Genomic DNA, 16,440 nt, shown 5'->3' with positions numbered 1-16,440 from the left:
GGTGGGTGATGACGGGATCGAACCGCCGACCCTCTGCTTGTAAGGCAGATGCTCTCCCGGCTGAGCTAATCACCCTTGGCCTTGCGAGGAGGCGAAATTTACGCGGGGGCCGAACCTAAGTCAAGGCCCCGCTTCGTTTTTTTCTAAAAAGGTGGTTTTTACAGCGCGGCCAGACCACGCGTCAGATCGGCCTTGAGATCGGCCACGTCTTCCAGACCTACCGCAACCCTGATCAGACTGTCGCGAATCCCAGCATTGGCACGCTCTTGCGGCGATAGACGCCCATGAGAAGTGGTCGCTGGATGGGCAATGGTGGTCTTGGTATCGCCCAGGTTGGTGGTGATGGAGATCACCCGCGTGGCGTCGATGAAACGCCAGGCGCCCTCCTTGCCTCCTTTCACTTCGAAGCTCACCACTGCACCAAAGGCGCTCTGCTGACGCGCAGCCAGCTCATGCTGAGGGTGGCTGGCCAGGCCGGCGTAATACACATGCTCGATGCCGTCCTGCTGCTCCAGCCACTGGGCGAGTGCGAGCGCACTGGCACAATGAGCCTGCATACGGATACGCAAGGTTTCCAGCCCCTTGAGGAAGATCCAGGCGTTGAACGGGCTCAGCGTCGGCCCTGCGGTACGCAGGAAGCCCACCACGTCGGTCATCAGCTTGGCGCTACCGGCCACCACGCCGCCCATGGCGCGGCCCTGGCCATCAATGAATTTGGTCGCCGAGTGCATGACGATATCCGCACCGAGCTTCAGTGGCTGCTGCAGCGCAGGCGTGCAGAAACAGTTATCCACAGCCAGCAACGCGCCATGCTCATGGGCAATCTCCGCCAGCGCAGCAATATCCACCAGCTCAGCCAACGGGTTGGAAGGCGACTCGACGAACAGCAGCTTGGTGTTGGGCTTGAATGCACCAGCCCAGGCTTGCAGATCAGCAAGCGGTACGTAGTCGACCTGCACACCGAAACGCTTGAGGTACTTTTCGAACAGGCTGATGGTGGAGCCGAACACGCTGCGCGACACCAGCACATGATCACCGGCACTGCACAGGCTCATGACGATGGACAGGATCGCCGACATACCCGAGGCGGTAGCGACAGCCTGTTCGGCCCCTTCCATGGCCGCAATGCGTTCCTCGAAGGCACGCACCGTAGGGTTGGTGTAACGCGAGTAGACATTGCCCGGCACTTCGCCCGCGAAGCGTGCGGCTGCATCGGCAGCGGTACGGAATACATAGCTGGAGGTGGTGAACAGCGCCTCGCTATGCTCGCCCTCAGGCGTGCGGTGTTGCCCGGCACGTACCGCCAGGGTGTCGAAACCTACACCGTCCAGATCGCTGTCGAGTCGACCTGCATCCCATTCCTGCGTCATATCGCGTCCTCGTCCAGAAACCAGTCCGGGTCATCAGGGTTTGTTGCCGTTTCAGCACGACCACGCCGGCGCCCGTTTTGCCGCGAAGCAAGGCACGAGCCGCGAAGTTTAGCTAGCTAAGTGAGCCGGCGAGAAACGCAGCATCGCGGCAAAACGGGCCCGGCCCTACGGGTTGTGCGGGAAAGCTCGCCATGCGTCGTTGGAGAACTTGGCAAGGGAACAATCATTCCCTGCGTCCTCCGCCTCGCCTGGCGAGATTTCTCGCGACAACGCGGCTTGCGCTGAAACGGCAACAGACCCTAGGGCCCGATTGTTTACGCTTCGTTTGCCGATCAGTTGTTGTACAGATCGATAATTTCGCTACCCGCCTGCTGGATGGTCTTGGAACCATCGTTACGCGCCAGATCGATACGATTCAGGTAAGCCTCATCGACATCGCCGGTCACGTACTCGCCGTCGAACACCGCGCTGTCGAAGTGCTCGATCTTGATCTTGCCGCCACCGACGGCTTCTTTCAGATCATCGAGATCCTGATAGATCAGCCAATCGGCACCGATCAGCTCGGCAACCTGCTCGGTGGTGCGGCCATGAGCGATCAGCTCGTGCGGGCTCGGCATGTCGATACCGTAGACATTCGGGTAACGCACGGCTGGGGCTGCCGAGCAGAAATACACGTTCTTCGCGCCAGCTTCACGGGCCATCTGAATGATCTGCTTGCAGGTGGTGCCGCGCACGATGGAGTCGTCCACCAACATCACGTTCTTGCCGCGGAACTCCAGTTCGATGGCGTTGAGCTTCTGGCGTACCGACTTCTTGCGCGCAGCCTGTCCCGGCATGATGAAGGTACGGCCGATGTAGCGGTTCTTGACGAAGCCTTCGCGGAACTTCACACCGAGGTGGTTGGCCAACTCCAGCGCCGACGTACGGCTGGTATCTGGAATCGGAATGACCACGTCGATATCGTGCTCGGGGCGCTCGCGACGAATTTTGTCCGCCAGCTTCTCGCCCATACGCAGGCGCGCCTTGTAAACCGACACGCCGTCCATGATCGAATCGGGGCGGGCCAGATAGACATGCTCGAAAATGCACGGCTTGAGCTGTGGATTGGGCGCGCACTGACGGGTGTGCAACTGGCCTTCTTCGGTGATGTAAACCGCTTCGCCCGGCGCCAGATCACGAATCAGGGTGAAGCCGAGCACGTCCAGCGCCACGCTCTCGGAAGCGATCATGTACTCGACGCCTTCGTCGGTATGACGCTGACCGAAGACGATCGGGCGAATGCCGTTCGGGTCGCGGAAACCGACGATGCCGTAACCGGTGATCATCGCAACGACTGCGTAGCCGCCACGGCAGCGCTTGTGCACGTCCTTGACCGCAGCGAAGACGTCTTCCTCGCTGGGGTTGAGCTTGCCGCGCACGGCCAGCTCATGGGCGAAAACGTTAAGCAGCACTTCGGAGTCGGAGTTGGTATTGACGTGGCGCAGATCCGATTCGTAGATCTCCTTGGCCAACTGTTCGACGTTGGTCAGGTTACCGTTGTGCGCCAGGGTGATGCCGTAGGGCGAGTTGACGTAGAACGGCTGAGCTTCCGCCGAGCTGGAACTACCCGCGGTCGGGTAACGCACATGGCCAATACCCATGTGGCCGATCAGGCGCTGCATGTGCCGCTGCTGAAACACATCACGCACCAGGCCGTTGTCCTTGCGCAGGAACAACCGTCCCTCGTGGCTGGTGACGATACCGGCAGCATCCTGGCCGCGGTGCTGGAGGACGGTAAGGCCGTCATACAGCGCCTGATTGACGTTCGATTTCCCGACGATACCGACAATGCCACACATGTGACGCAACCCCTACTCAGTGAGACGACTATTTACCAGTGCCAACGGGAATGGATCCCTGCAGCACATCTTTGAACGGCAGTTCGACCGGCTCGCGTATACCACTCGCCAACCACTCGCTGGACATCCCCAGAATGAGGCTCTTCGACCAGTCTGCAACCAACAGAAAATGCGGCAGCAGCGTCGATTGCTGCCACCAGACATCCTGCTCGACGGGTGCCAGGCTCAACAGCCCGACGGCGACCACGACCAGCAAGGCGCCACGTGCGGCGCCGAATACCATACCGAGAAAACGATCCGTGCCGGAAAGACCGGTCACCCGGATCAGCTCACCAATCAGATAATTGATCAATGCACCGACCAGCAGGGTCAGCACGAACAACAGAACGCAGGCGGCGATGACACGGGCGGACGGGGTTTCGATATAGGCACCGAGATGCTGCGAGAGCGCACCACCGAACATCCAGGCGACCACGCCAGCGATGATCCAGGTGACAAGCGACAGCGCTTCCTTGACGAAGCCTCGACTCAAGCTGATCAGGCTCGATACGACGATGATGGCGATGATCGCCCAATCGACCCAAGTGAATGCCACGATGCAGGCTACCGATGGAAGAGGCGCTGCATTTTAGCAGACCCCTGCCCATCGGTTAAGCGCATATACCGAGTCAGTTGCTTTCAGGCTGAAAGCGCACCACGAAGCCATTGAGCTTGTGCTGACGATTGAGCTGATCGCGTAGCCGATCGGCCTCGACCCGCTCGACCAGCGGCCCAACGAATACCCGGTTCATGCCATCGGCGGCGCGGATATAGGCGTTGTAACCTTGGGCACGCAGGGTTTTCTGCAGTGTTTCTGCACCTGGACGACTGGAAAGGCTAGCCAGTTGCACCGACCAACTGACCGGCAAGCTATTGGCATCCAGACGCTCAGCCGGCGCTTTCTGCGGCGGCGGCGACACTTCGGCCGGCTTGCTGGGCGTTGGCTGCGGAGCGGGCGGCGCTACGGGCTCCTGACTGGCAGGCAACTCGGCAATCGGTTGCTCGACGGGCGCCTGCGCCTGACCGGCGGCCGCACTGTCGCCAGGCACCGGCTCCTGCGGAAGCTCTTGAGGATCGGGGACGACCACAGGCTGCATCTCGATTTCCGGCACTACAGGCTTGGCCGGCATGCTTGGCGCATCGACTACCACATGACGCAACTCGTCAGGACGGGACAGCAGCATTGGCAGGAAAATCACCGCCAGCGCTACCAGCACCAGAGCCCCGACAATACGTTGCTTCGTTCCACTATCCAGCATTGCCATCCTGCACATCCTCCTGGGCGTGACGCTCCAGCCATATCAGGGCTTCGGCCACGCAGAAAAAAGAACCAAAGAGCAGAATTTCATCCCCTGCCGCAGCGCGCTCGCACTGTGCCTGCAGAGCACTCGCCACATCGGCGTACATATCGGCCTGCGCAGCACAGGCGATCAGATGGCCATGCAGCTCGGCCGCTGAGCGAGAACGCTCGGTCGGCAGCGGCGAGACCGCCCAGTGAGCAATCTCGCCCAGCAGCGGCGCTACGACGGCAGGCAAGTCCTTGTCGGCCAACAGAGCGAATACCGCCAGACGCTTACCTAAAAGCGGACTCGCCTGCAGACGCTCTGCAAGAAACTGTGCCGCATGGGGATTGTGCCCTACATCGAGCAACAGAGTGAGGGACTTACCCTGCCAGTTCAAGTGACGGCGATCCAGACGCCCAGTTACCCGAGTCGCCTGCAGTGCCTTGGCAATGAGGTTTGCCTGCCACGGCAGATCAAGTAGCGCGTAGGCCTGAAGCGCTAGTGCAGCGTTTTCCATGGGCAAGTCGAGTAGTGGCAAGCCAGCAAGACGCAACACTTCACCGCGGTCGGTCAGCCCGTACCAGCTCCAGTCATCTTCGGTGATGCTCAGGTCGAAATCCCGGCAGCGCAGGAAGAACGGTGCATCGATTTCCACCACCCGCTCCAGCAATGGCAGCGGTGGATCGAAATCGCCGCAGAGTGCCGGCTTGCCGGGACGCATGATCCCGGCTTTCTCGAACGCAACCGACTCGCGGGTATCCCCCAGCCAGTCAGCGTGATCCACACCAATGCTGGTGATCAGTGCCAAATCGGCGTCGACCAGATTGACCGCATCGAGGCGCCCACCCAGACCGACTTCCAGCACAGCGACGTCCAGACCGGCACGCTCGAACAACCAGAAGGCTGCCAGCGTGCCCATCTCGAAATAGGTCAGTGAGGTTTCGCCCCGTGCGGCCTCGACAGCGCTGAAAGCCTCACAGAGACCTTCATCGCTGGCGTCCAGACCATCGATCTGCACCCGCTCGTTGTAACGCAGCAGGTGCGGCGAGCTGTACACGCCAACCTTGAGCCCCTGGGCACGCAGCAGCGAGGCGAGAAAAGCACAGGTTGAGCCCTTGCCGTTGGTGCCGGTGACCGTGATCACCCGCGGCGCCGGACGGGAAAGCCCAAGGCGCTCGGCAACCTCCCGGGAGCGCTCCAGGCCCATGTCGATGGCGCTGGGATGCAAACGCTCCAGGTACGCCAGCCACTCGGCCAGGGAGCGCTGGGTCATGCCGTGACCGGCAGCGCTGCAGGTGATGGCTGGTGGGTGAACTGCGCCAGCAGACGAGCCAGACGCGAGCGTAGCTCCGCACGGTGAATGATCATGTCGATGGCGCCGTGCTCGATCAGGAACTCGCTGCGCTGGAAGCCTTCTGGCAGCTTCTCGCGAACGGTCTGCTCGATTACCCGCGGGCCGGCAAAACCGATCAGCGCCTTAGGCTCGGCGACGATTACGTCACCGAGCATGGCCAGACTGGCGGAAACGCCGCCATAGACCGGATCGGTCAGCACGGAAACGAAGGGGATGCCCTCCTCACGCAGACGCGCCAGCACGGCAGACGTCTTGGCCATCTGCATCAGCGAGATCAGCGCTTCCTGCATGCGCGCACCACCGGAGGCGGCGAAGCACACGAATGGGCAGCGCTGTTCAAGAGCCACGTTGGCGGCACGCACGAAACGCTCACCAACGATGGCACCCATGGAGCCACCCATGAAGGAGAATTCGAAGGCACAGGCAACGATCGGCATACCTTCAAGGGTACCGCTCATGGAAATCAGCGCATCCTTCTCGCCGGTCTGCTTCTGTGCAGCGACCAGGCGATCCTTGTACTTCTTGCTGTCGCGGAATTTCAGTCGATCGTTTGGCTCCAGATCGGCACCAATCTCCTCACGACCATCGGCGTCGAGGAAGATGTTCAGGCGCGCACGCGCGTTGATACGCATGTGGTGATTGCACTTGGGGCAAACGTCCAGGGTCTTTTCCAGCTCCGGCTTGTACAGCACGGCCTCGCAGGATGGGCACTTGTGCCACAGACCTTCCGGCACCGAACTCTTCTTGACCTCGGAACGCATGATCGATGGGATCAGTTTGTCTACCAGCCAGTTGCTCATGCTCTCAATTCTCCAACGCTGTAGGCTTCAACATGCTTGTTGCACATGACAAGCGAATTCACAAAGCGGTCGCATCAGGGGCCGGCGTTACGCCCGCCACCTTACCCGACCACGAAAAAAGCGCGCACTTATCGCGGCGATAGGAGTATGGACGGCTCGCTACGCGACGTCGTCACATCGACTCTCCAACCGCCCGCACAGTACGCACGAAGTCTTTTACCCGACCGGCATCCTTGATGCCCTTGCTCGCCTCCACGCCGCCACTGACATCGACCGCATAAGGCCGCACTTGGGCGATTGCCGCAGATACGTTATTCGGGGTCAGGCCACCGGCAAGGATCACTGGCTTGCTCAATTGCGCAGGCACCAGCGACCAGTCGAAGGCCTGCCCCGTTCCTCCGGGAACACCCTCCACGAAGGTATCGAGCAGAACCCCGCGGGCACTTGGGTATGCGTCCACCAGCGCCGCCACATCGTCTTGTGCACGAACCCGCAGCGCTTTGATATAGGGCCGGCCGACGGCTTCGCATTCGGCAGCGGTTTCATCGCCGTGAAACTGCAACAGATCCAGCGGTACCGCAGCCAGCACCTTATCCAACTCGGCTCGCGGCATGTCGACGAACAGACCGACCGTGGTCACGAACGGCGGCAGCGCGGTCACGATGGCCCGCGCCTGCTCGATCGACACCGCCCGCGGGCTGCGCTCGTAGAACACCAGGCCGATAGCGTCGGCACCAGCCGCCACTGCGGCGAGCGCATCCTCGAGGCGGGTAATCCCGCAGATCTTGCAGCGAACGACTGACAAAAGACGAATACCTCCGCGAAAGGCCGGATGGTAACAAATGACCGCAGGCGATGGGCCATTAATTGCTGCCGCCACCCTGCCCTGCCTGCTACTCCGGAAGTGCCACGCCTCTCAGACCCGAGAGGAAATGTGGCCCCAGATAACGCGTCGGCAACTCGAACTCAGCCGGATAATCCACCTGCACCAGATACAACCCGTAAGGATGGGCCGTGACGCCGCCAGTACGCCGCACACCAGTAGCCAGCACCTCACCCGCCCACTCCACCGGACGCTCACCGGCACCGATGGTCATCAGCACACCGGCGATATTACGCACCATATGATGCAGGAAGGCATTGGCGCGGATATCCAGCACGATGAAACGCCCGTGCTGCAGCAACTCCAGGTGGTGCACCGTCTTGATCGGTGACTTGGCCTGGCACTGACGTGCCCGAAAAGCGCTGAAATCATGAGTACCGATAAACACACGGGCCGCCTCGCGCATGCGTTCGATATCCAGCGGACGGTGATTCCAAGTCACCTCTTCAGCCATGTGCGCCGGGCGTATCTGATCGTTGTAGATCACATAGCGATAGCGTCGCGCCATGGCGCAGAAGCGCGCATCGAAGTGCCTTGGCATGGCCTTGGCCCAGGTCACGCTGATGTCGCCGGGCAGATTCATGTTGGCGCCCATCACCCAAGCGTGCATGGAGCGATCTACCGTGGTGTCGAAGTGCACCACCTGCCCGCTGGCATGCACCAGTGCATCGGTGCGCCCGGCACAGCTCAGCGTGACAGGCGCACCGCCGGCAACCTTGGAAAGGGCTTTCTCGAGGGACGCCTGAATCGACGGTACGCCGTCACGCTGGCGCTGGAAACCACGATAACGGGCGCCACGGTACTCGACACCCAGGGCAATCTTGTAAATGCCGACGGCAGCCATTTCGGCTGCCGTCGAGGTACGCACATCAGACATGTATCAAACCAGTTTGCCGATCAGCTCACGCGCTTCCTGCTGCTGACCATCGTTACCTTCGGCGATCACTTCATCGAGGATGTCACGGGCACCCTCGGAATCACCCATATCAATGTAGGCGCGCGCCAGATCCAGCTTGGTCGCGGTCTCGTCGGTGCCCGAGAGGAAGTCGAAATCCTCGTCATCGTCGAGCGATGAGGTATCCGCCTGATGGCTTTCCGGCTCAAGCTTGCCTTGCTGCTCTAGGCTCTCAGCCAACTGGTCAAGTTCGGCCGTCACATCATCGAGCTGAGCGGCGAAGCTGGCACCGGTGCCTGGAGCCGGCGCGTCGTCATTGAGTGACAGATCGAAATCGGCAGGCAGACCAAAATCATCCTGTGGCTTTTCATCTGGCAGCGACAAGGAGAAATCAGCCAAGCCGTCGTTGGCTGAGGCCTTGTCGGCGTCATCGTCGAGACTCAGCAGGAAATCATCATCCTGAGCCGCTGCCGTAGTGGCAGGCGAGTCAAGGTCAAGACTGAAATCGGCCAGCTCACCGCCCAACTCCTGACGATTGTCGGCTTCATCGCCGAGATCCAGATCAAAAGCTACAGCGTCATCCTTGGTTGTGGCCGACTGCTTGGGAGCCTGCAGATCCAGATCGGAGTCCAGGCCCAGGGTATCGATTTCGTCGAAACGATTGGCGCTCTGGGGCGTGGCCTGCGAGTCAGAGGCGAATTCGGCTTCGAGTGCATCCAAATCGAGATCGAAAGCGTCATCGGCAGGTTGCGGTGCGGCCGGCTTGACGGGCTCGTCCAACGCCAGATCGTCCAGGCTGAAGGAGTCCAGATCATCGGCAGCAGCCAGCGTAGCAGCACCACCGAGCAGCACCATGGCCGGGTAGCGGCTTTTCAACTGCTCGACTTCGGCGTTGGCACCGCCGATTTCACGCAATTCGTTTTCCTGACGAGCGAAACCTTCGCGGTCACCCAGCTCGGCATAGACCTCCATCAGCTTGAGGCGCAGATCGGTACGATGCGGCTCGTCGTTGATAGCGTTGTGCAGCAACTCGGCAGCCTGATTGAAGCGGCCATAGGCGATATAGATGTCGGCCTCACCCATGGCATCACCGGTTTGCGCGACGACACGATCTTCACCTACCGGCTGCAGTGGTGCTGCCAGGTCATCAGGCAGGTCGTTCAGACTGTCGGCAGGCAGCTCCATGTCGCTATCGAAACGATGAGTATCTTCCTGATACACAGCGAGGCTCTCTTCCTCCTCGGCTTCCTTGCGCGCCTTACGGCGCGACAGGATCAGCAGCACCAGCAGCAGTGCCAGCAGCAAGCTGCCACCGACCAAACCCAGCAGCATCGGATTGGCCAGCAAGTTGTCGAGGGCGCTGTCCTCTTCGACCGGTTCAGGGGCGGGAGCGACCTGCTCCGGGGCCTGGGTAACGACAGGAGCGGCTGGTTCGACGGGTGCTGGCGCAGGAGTTACAGCAGGATCTTCGGCTGGTGAAGCGCCATCGGCGGGTACAGCCGGGGCGGCATCGGTACCAGGCTGTGCAGCAGACTCACCGCTCAGCGGGGTCTCGGCTACCGGCTCAGCCGGAACGACCGGTGTTTCAGCCGAAGGCGCGACAGGTGTGGACGACTCGCTACCTGGCGCACCAGCTGGCGTGTCAGTCGCCTGACCTGCGCTGGCAGGTGCTGCAGCTGCGGCACCAGCACCTGCCACCTGCCCGGCAGGAGCTGACACATCAGCCTGCAACTTGGCCAGTTGGTTATCTTTCAGTTGAATGAGCCGCTGCAGCTTGTCGAGCTGGCTTTGCAGATCAGTCATGCGGTCTTTCAGTTCGTCGTTTTCGCGACGCGTCGAATCCAGACTCTCCTGGGTGACCGCCAGTTGATTGCTCAACGCTGCGCTATTGTTGGATCCGTTTTCGCTACCTGCCGTGGCTTTACCCGCATCAGCAGCCAGTAGTTTGAGCTTATCTTCAGACTGCACTTCGGCAGGTGCGGCACCGGCGCCCGTACGGCGCGTAGCATCGATCTGCCGCGCACCAGCGGCTGCCGGTGCGCTGCGCACCTGGCGCCAGGCACTGTTCTGCTCGTTTACCTGAGCCAACGCCTCGGCCTGGCTGCGGCGGGCGACTTGCTGCTCGTCCGGCAGACGCAGTACCTGGCCGCTCTTCATGCGGTTGATGTTGCCACCGATGAATGCATCCGGATTGAGATCCTGAATGGCGAGCATCGCTTGATGGACACTGCCATTACCGCGAGCACGTTGAGCAACTTCCCACAATGTGTCGTTGGTATTGGTGCGGTATTCGCCACTCTGCGCCGCTGCAGCGCTTGGTGCGGCAGGCGTCGTAGGTGCAGTAGCGCGCGGCGGTGTGACCGACGCAGCAGGACGTGGTGCCGGAGCGGCGACCGGCAATTGCGGCGCGGCAGCGGCCTGAGGGGAATAAAGAGGCGGATCGAGCAGCAGGGTGTATTCACGCAGCAGACGGCCATTTGGCCACAGCACTTCCACGAGGAAATTCAGGTAGGGCTCGCGAACCGGCTTGGTCGAGGTAACACGAATCACGCTCTTGCCGTTCGGTTTGACGATAGGCGTGAACTTGAGGTCGGTCAGGAAATACTGGCGATCGACACCGGCCTTGTTGAACTCTTCCGGCGAGGCGAGCGCAGGGCGCATTTCCGCCGCGGAAAGATCACGCACATCCAGGAGTTCAATTTCTGCCACCAGAGGCTGGTTCAGAGACGACTGGAGCGTCAGCTCGCCGACACCCAACGCATGCGCCATACCGGAAGACAACGCCGTCGCCGCAGCGATAGCCAGTACCAGTTTACGAACCCGAACCATAGCCTTTTCCTTTGTGTTAACTGCTCTCGCACAACGAGAGGGTTGGTGATCGTCGGCTGCCCTTTACAGGCCCCCCAGCCAACAATCAGCGCGCTCAGTATTTGCCAAGCTCGAATAGATCTTCAAATTTCCGCATAAGTATCTTTTACAGATGGTGTTTTATCAATAACTCGCCCAGTTGCACGGCATTCAAAGCCGCACCTTTTCGCACATTATCAGACGCAATCCACAAAGTGAGTTCGCAGGGGTCGTCCAAACCGCGCCGCACGCGGCCTACGTACACCTCATCCTGGCCGACGGCGTCACCGATAACGGTCGGATAATCCCCCGCATCGACCAGCTCGATACCGGCTGCCGCATCCAGCACAGCGATAACCTTATCCAGCTCTACAGGTGTAGATGACTGCACCGTTACGCTCAAGCTGTCGCCAAAGAATACCGGCACCTGGTGACAGCTGACAGCGACACTCAGTGAGGTATCATCTAACAGCGCCTTGATGTCTTCGTTGACGCGGCGCTCGATGCGACCGTGCCCCTCTGCATCCGGCTCGTCGACCTGGGCCAGGACGTTGAAGGCCATCTGCCGATCGAACAGACGCGGCTCGAACGAACGGCCATTGAGCAACTCGGCCGTCTGCCGAGCCAGTTCGGACACCCCCTCCCGGCCACGGCTGGAAACCGCCAGCCCGGCGTTGATCACCAGCCGACGCACCGATACCTGATCCCTCAAGGCGGCGAGCACCAGCGTTACCGCCACGGCTACCGAAGAAGGGCTGGTGAGCATGAATGGCGCCTCACGCCCCTCGAGCACAGCGGCATTGACCTCGGGAACGACCCGTGGCGCCTGCTCGTTGGGCAACGCACCGGTCACGTCGATCAGCGAACAGCCGGCCTTGCGCACCGCGTCGACGTGGGCCAGCGTGACGGCCTGATCGGCGGCGAAGAACACCAGCTTCACAGCGCGAAAATCGAAACCGTCCAAGGCACGCACACGCAGATTGCGCCCTTTGTAGGCTAGCGTACGACCTGCAGATTCGCTGCTGGCGAGCAGATGCAAATCACCAACCGGGAAATCCCGCTCTGCGAGAGTTTGCAGCAGGGATTCACCGACGCTGCCGGTGGCCCCGACGATGGCGATATCAAAGGTAGAAGTCATGAGGAGAGGCTGATGCTCGATAGCTGAAACAGACCCGGCACTCTACCGAAAAGCAAAGGGGCGAGCGATGGCAATCGCAAAGCGACCACCATCCACCCGCCCCTTCACGACACGCCTGGCAGCGCGCCGTCAGCAGATCAACGCTCCAGCAGGATCCGCAGCATGCGGCGCAGCGGCTCTGCCGCGCCCCACAGCAGTTGGTCGCCCACGGTGAAGGCGCCCAGGTACTGCGAGCCCATGTTGAGCTTGCGCAGACGACCCACTGGCACGCTCAGGGTGCCGGTAACGGCGGTCGGGCCGAGATCACGAATGCTCGCTTCGCGGTGGTTCGGCACCAGCTTGACCCACGGATTGTGCTGGCTGATCAGACCTTCGATGTCGGACAGCGGCACGTCCTTGTTCAATTTGATGGTCAGCGCCTGGCTGTGGCAGCGCATGGCGCCGATACGGACGCAGATACCATCGACCGGGATCGGGTTCTTGAAGCGGCCAAGAATCTTGTTGGTTTCCGCCTGGGCCTTCCACTCTTCGCGGCTCTGCCCATTAGGCAGTTCCTTGTCGATGTAGGGAATCAGGCTGCCGGCCAGCGGCACGCCGAAGTTGTCGACCGGGAACGCATCACCACGCATGGCCTCGGCCACCTTGCGGTCGATGTCGAGGATGGCGCTGGCCGGGTCGGCCAGGTCGTCCGCGACGCTGGCGTTGACCGCGCCCATCTGCTTGATCAGCTCACGCATGTTCTGCGCGCCGGCACCCGAGGCCGCCTGATAGGTCATGGCGCTCATCCACTCGACCAGGCCGGCTTCGTAGAGGCCGCCCAGGGCCATCAGCATCAGGCTGACGGTGCAGTTACCGCCAATGTAGTTGCGCGCGCCCAGGTCGAGCTGATGGTCGATGACCTTGCGGTTGACCGGGTCGAGCACGATCACCGCGTCGTCGGCCATGCGCAGCGAGGACGCCGCATCGATCCAGTAGCCATTCCAGCCGGCTTCGCGCAGCTTGGGGAAAACTTCGTTGGTGTAGTCGCCACCCTGACAGGTGAGAATCACGTCCAGACCTTTCAGCTCATCGATGCTGTAGGCATCCTTGAGCGTTTCGGTTTCCTTGCCGATGGCCGGGCCTTGGCCGCCGACATTGGAGGTGGTGAAGAACACCGGCTCGATCAGATCGAAATCCTGTTCTTCCAGCATGCGCTGCATGAGCACGGAACCCACCATGCCACGCCAACCGATCAGACCTACACGTTTCATAACCACTACACCTATATGAACAAACCGCCGGACACTTTCCAGCGGCCTGGAAGATTACAGACTACGCAGCGCTTCGACTACCGCATCACCCATTGCCGCAGTGCCGACCTTGGTCGTACCTGCCGAGTGGATATCGCCGGTACGCAGGCCCTGGTCGAGCACGCGGCTCACGGCCAGCTCGATGGCATCGGCTGCCTGGGTCTGGTTGAAGCTGTAACGCAGCAGCATGGACACCGACAGGATGGTCGCCAACGGGTTGGCAATGCCCTGCCCGGCGATATCTGGCGCCGAACCGTGGCAAGGCTCGTACATGCCCTTGTTGTTGGCATCCAGCGAAGCGGACGGCAGCATGCCGATGGAACCGGTCAGCATCGATGCCTCGTCGGAGAGGATGTCGCCGAACATGTTGTCGGTAACGATCACGTCGAACTGCTTGGGCGCACGCACCAGCTGCATGGCGGCATTGTCGACGTACATGTGGCTCAGCTCGACATCCGGGTAATCCTTGGCCACTTCCTCGACCACGGTGCGCCACAGTTGGCTGGACGCCAGCACGTTGGCCTTATCGACCGAGCACAGCTTGTTGCCACGCACGCGGGCCATGTCGAAACCGACCTTGGCGATGCGGCGGATCTCGCTTTCGCTGTAGGGCAGCGTGTCATAGGCCATGCGCTCGCCATTATCGAGCACTTTGCTCTCGCGGGGCTGACCGAAGTAGATGCCACCGGTCAGCTCACGCACGATGAGGATGTCCAGGCCAGCGACCACTTCGGGCTTGAGCGACGAGGCATCGGCCAGTTGCGGATAGAGGATGGCCGGGCGCAGGTTGGCGAACAGGCCCAGTTGCGAACGGATCTTCAGCAGGCCACGTTCCGGGCGAATGGCCGGATCGATCTTGTCCCACTTCGGGCCACCCACGGCGCCGAGCAGCACGGCATCGGCAGCGCGCGCGCGCTCCAGGGTTTCGTCGGCCAGCGGCACGCCGTACTTGTCTACCGCGGCACCACCCAGTTCGTCGAACGACAGCTCGACGTCCAGCGCGAACTTGTCGTTGGCCAGGCGCAGCACCTTGACCGCTTCGGCCATGATTTCAGGGCCGATACCGTCACCGGGGAGAACCAGAATCTGCTTGCTCATCGCTATTTCCTTCACGAAGCTCGAGGCGCATGCGCTAAACGGCAAACGCGACATTTAGAAACCTGAGCGGGCCTGCGCCTATCGCCCTGCCGCGAGGGGCGCCATGTTCGGCGCCTGCGGGGCATGGGTCAATGGGGCGTCAGGCCCGTTCGCTGATAACACGTAACCTTATTTTTCCGCCCAGAGCACCAGCACATCGGTGCTGAACGAGCCATCGGCGGCGACCTCGAAGTACTCGCGCACTTCCTCGCCCATCGCAGCCTGCAAGGCCAGAATGGCCTCGCGCATGACCGCCGGCGTGCGCATACGCTCGACCCACGACGCGAATTCCAGATGCAGACGCTGACGGGTGTGACTGCGCACTTGCAGGCCGGCCTCGCTGATCTGCTGCAGCCATTCAGCCGACGAGTAGTCACGCACGTGACTGGTATCACGCAGCACTTCGACGCTCTGCAGGTAGGTATCCAGAAGTGGCCTGCCCGGCGAGGCGACATCGATGAATGCCGCCACGCCTCCCGGCTTGAGCACCCGGCGCACTTCGCGCAGGGCAACCGCCAGGTCGCTCCAGTGATGCGCCGAGTAACGACTGAACACGAAGTCGAACTCGCCATCGGTAAATGGCAGCGACTCCGCAGCGCCATGCACCGTACGCAGATTGTTCAGGCCGCGCTCGGCGGCAGCCTTGTCGACCACTGCGAGCATCTGCGCGGAGAGGTCATACGCCACCACTTCACCAACCAGCGGCGCGACCTGAAAGCTGACATGGCCGGCGCCACAACCCAGATCCAGCACGCGAGCATCGCTTCGCCCTGCTACCTCGGCCTGCAACAGAGCGAACTCGCTGCCCTGTGCATGCACGGCGCTATTGAGATAAGCGTTGGCCTGCTCACCAAACTGGCGCTGCACCACCTGCTCGTGACCTGACATCTATGCTGCTCCTTGAAGACCGCTGGCTTACTTGATCGCGCCGAACAACCAGGGCTGACGCTGCTGATAACCCACTTCAAAATCGCGGATCGTATCGGCGTCCTGCAGGGTCAGGCCGATGTCGTCGAGGCCATTAAGCAGGCAGTGCTTGCGGAAGGCATCGACTTCGAAGCGGTACTGCACGCCATCGGGACGGGTGACGGTCTGCGCCGCGAGGTCGACGGTCAGTTGATAGCCTTCCTGAGCTTCGGCCTGCTCGAACAAGGCATCGACCTCCTCCTCAGCCAGAATGATCGGCAGCAGGCCGTTCTTGAAGCTGTTGTTGAAGAAGATATCGGCGAAGCTCGGTGCGATCACGGCACGGAAGCCATACTCGTCCAGCGCCCAAGGCGCGTGCTCGCGGCTCGAACCACAGCCGAAGTTCTCGCGGGCCAGCAGCACGCTAGCGCCCTGATAACGCGGGAAGTTCAGCACGAAGTCCTTGTTGATCGGCCGGTTGGAGTTGTCCTGATTCGGCTGCCCGACATCCAGATAACGCCACTCGTCGAACAGGTTCGGGCCAAAGCCGGTGCGTTTGATCGACTTGAGAAACTGCTTGGGGATGATCTGGTCGGTGTCGACGTTGGCGCGATCAAGGGGAGCGACCAAGCCGGTGTGTTGAGTGAAAGGTGTCATGTCG

General features: G+C 61.3%; 14 protein-coding genes and 1 tRNA gene. All 15 read right to left on the bottom strand.

Annotated elements, in window-relative coordinates; genetic code table 11:
* Positions 1-2: 2 nt before the first annotated feature.
* The 15 genes from ACZ3GY_RS05455 to leuD all read right to left on the bottom strand — a co-directional run bounded on the left by ACZ3GY_RS05455 (position 3) and on the right by leuD (position 16,436).
* Positions 3-75: transfer RNA gene (locus tag ACZ3GY_RS05455), tRNA-Val, on the bottom strand.
* Positions 76-158: 83 nt separating this feature from the next.
* Complete coding sequence (locus ACZ3GY_RS05450) at positions 159-1,370, bottom strand: O-succinylhomoserine sulfhydrylase (protein WP_463564250.1); 1,212 nt, start codon at positions 1,368-1,370, stop codon at positions 159-161.
* A 332-nt stretch (positions 1,371-1,702) separates the two neighbouring features.
* A complete protein-coding gene (gene purF, locus ACZ3GY_RS05445; protein ID WP_465909202.1) occupies positions 1,703-3,208 on the bottom strand; it encodes an amidophosphoribosyltransferase in 1,506 nt (501 codons plus the stop codon).
* Between the two features lie 28 nt (positions 3,209-3,236).
* Positions 3,237-3,803 carry a CvpA family protein gene (locus ACZ3GY_RS05440; protein ID WP_465909201.1) on the bottom strand — a complete coding sequence of 189 codons (567 nt, stop codon included), beginning with the start codon at positions 3,801-3,803 and terminating at the stop codon, positions 3,237-3,239.
* 73 nt (positions 3,804-3,876) lie between these two features.
* The gene (locus tag ACZ3GY_RS05435; protein ID WP_465909200.1) at positions 3,877-4,512 is read right to left on the bottom strand and encodes an SPOR domain-containing protein; all 636 of its coding nucleotides are present in this window, start codon (positions 4,510-4,512) and stop codon (positions 3,877-3,879) included.
* Positions 4,496-5,803, bottom strand: a complete 1,308-nt coding sequence (folC, locus tag ACZ3GY_RS05430) for a bifunctional tetrahydrofolate synthase/dihydrofolate synthase (RefSeq protein ID WP_465909198.1) — start codon at positions 5,801-5,803, stop codon at positions 4,496-4,498. Before folC ends, ACZ3GY_RS05435 begins: the two co-directional genes overlap by 17 nt.
* Positions 5,800-6,684 carry an acetyl-CoA carboxylase, carboxyltransferase subunit beta gene (accD, locus tag ACZ3GY_RS05425; protein ID WP_225830985.1) on the bottom strand — a complete coding sequence of 295 codons (885 nt, stop codon included), beginning with the start codon at positions 6,682-6,684 and terminating at the stop codon, positions 5,800-5,802. The genes folC and accD overlap by 4 nt, the downstream gene beginning before the upstream one ends.
* Before the next feature lie 172 nt (positions 6,685-6,856).
* Positions 6,857-7,489, bottom strand: coding sequence for a phosphoribosylanthranilate isomerase (locus ACZ3GY_RS05420; protein ID WP_465909197.1), 633 nt, complete (start codon positions 7,487-7,489; stop codon positions 6,857-6,859).
* A gap of 88 nt (positions 7,490-7,577) precedes the next feature.
* Positions 7,578-8,411 (bottom strand): tRNA pseudouridine(38-40) synthase TruA, encoded by an 834-nt coding sequence (gene truA / locus ACZ3GY_RS05415; protein WP_465909236.1) that lies wholly within the window; start codon positions 8,409-8,411, stop codon positions 7,578-7,580.
* Between the two features lie 36 nt (positions 8,412-8,447).
* Positions 8,448-11,291: a motility hub landmark protein FimV gene (locus tag ACZ3GY_RS05410; RefSeq protein ID WP_465909196.1), complete on the bottom strand. Its 2,844-nt coding sequence runs from the start codon at positions 11,289-11,291 to the stop codon at positions 8,448-8,450.
* Between the two features lie 145 nt (positions 11,292-11,436).
* On the bottom strand, positions 11,437-12,447 hold the full coding sequence (locus tag ACZ3GY_RS05405) for an aspartate-semialdehyde dehydrogenase (RefSeq protein WP_465909195.1): 1,011 nt from the start codon (positions 12,445-12,447) through the stop codon (positions 11,437-11,439).
* Positions 12,448-12,584: 137 nt separating this feature from the next.
* Positions 12,585-13,697, bottom strand: a complete 1,113-nt coding sequence (gene asd, locus ACZ3GY_RS05400) for an aspartate-semialdehyde dehydrogenase (protein WP_465909193.1) — start codon at positions 13,695-13,697, stop codon at positions 12,585-12,587.
* Between the two features lie 54 nt (positions 13,698-13,751).
* Positions 13,752-14,834 (bottom strand): 3-isopropylmalate dehydrogenase, encoded by a 1,083-nt coding sequence (gene leuB, locus ACZ3GY_RS05395; RefSeq protein WP_463564240.1) that lies wholly within the window; start codon positions 14,832-14,834, stop codon positions 13,752-13,754.
* Positions 14,835-15,002: 168 nt separating this feature from the next.
* Positions 15,003-15,761 (bottom strand): class I SAM-dependent methyltransferase, encoded by a 759-nt coding sequence (locus tag ACZ3GY_RS05390; protein ID WP_225830971.1) that lies wholly within the window; start codon positions 15,759-15,761, stop codon positions 15,003-15,005.
* Between the two features lie 27 nt (positions 15,762-15,788).
* Positions 15,789-16,436: a 3-isopropylmalate dehydratase small subunit gene (gene leuD, locus ACZ3GY_RS05385; RefSeq protein ID WP_465909192.1), complete on the bottom strand. Its 648-nt coding sequence runs from the start codon at positions 16,434-16,436 to the stop codon at positions 15,789-15,791.
* Positions 16,437-16,440: the final 4 nt, after the last annotated feature.

The organism is Pseudomonas sp. PME37.24/006, from assembly GCF_055556635.1.
Note: the sequence above shows the minus strand (reverse complement) of the source record. Positions and strands in the feature narration are given on the sequence as shown.

Excerpts from the sequence above, each read along its gene's own strand:
- ACZ3GY_RS05410 (WP_465909196.1), bottom strand. The coding sequence starts at position 11,291 with ATGGTTCGGGTTCGTAAACTGGTACTGGCTATCGCTGCGGCGACGGCG.
- leuB (WP_463564240.1), bottom strand. The coding sequence starts at position 14,834 with ATGAGCAAGCAGATTCTGGTTCTCCCCGGTGACGGTATCGGCCCTGAA.
- ACZ3GY_RS05390 (WP_225830971.1), bottom strand. The coding sequence starts at position 15,761 with ATGTCAGGTCACGAGCAGGTGGTGCAGCGCCAGTTTGGTGAGCAGGCC.
- folC (WP_465909198.1), bottom strand. The coding sequence starts at position 5,803 with ATGACCCAGCGCTCCCTGGCCGAGTGGCTGGCGTACCTGGAGCGTTTG.
- accD (WP_225830985.1), bottom strand. The coding sequence starts at position 6,684 with ATGAGCAACTGGCTGGTAGACAAACTGATCCCATCGATCATGCGTTCC.
- purF (WP_465909202.1), bottom strand. The coding sequence starts at position 3,208 with ATGTGTGGCATTGTCGGTATCGTCGGGAAATCGAACGTCAATCAGGCG.
- truA (WP_465909236.1), bottom strand. The coding sequence starts at position 8,411 with ATGGCTGCCGTCGGCATTTACAAGATTGCCCTGGGTGTCGAGTACCGT.
- leuD (WP_465909192.1), bottom strand. The coding sequence starts at position 16,436 with ATGACACCTTTCACTCAACACACCGGCTTGGTCGCTCCCCTTGATCGC.
- ACZ3GY_RS05450 (WP_463564250.1), bottom strand. The coding sequence starts at position 1,370 with ATGACGCAGGAATGGGATGCAGGTCGACTCGACAGCGATCTGGACGGT.
- ACZ3GY_RS05435 (WP_465909200.1), bottom strand. The coding sequence starts at position 4,512 with ATGGCAATGCTGGATAGTGGAACGAAGCAACGTATTGTCGGGGCTCTG.
- asd (WP_465909193.1), bottom strand. The coding sequence starts at position 13,697 with ATGAAACGTGTAGGTCTGATCGGTTGGCGTGGCATGGTGGGTTCCGTG.
- ACZ3GY_RS05405 (WP_465909195.1), bottom strand. The coding sequence starts at position 12,447 with ATGACTTCTACCTTTGATATCGCCATCGTCGGGGCCACCGGCAGCGTC.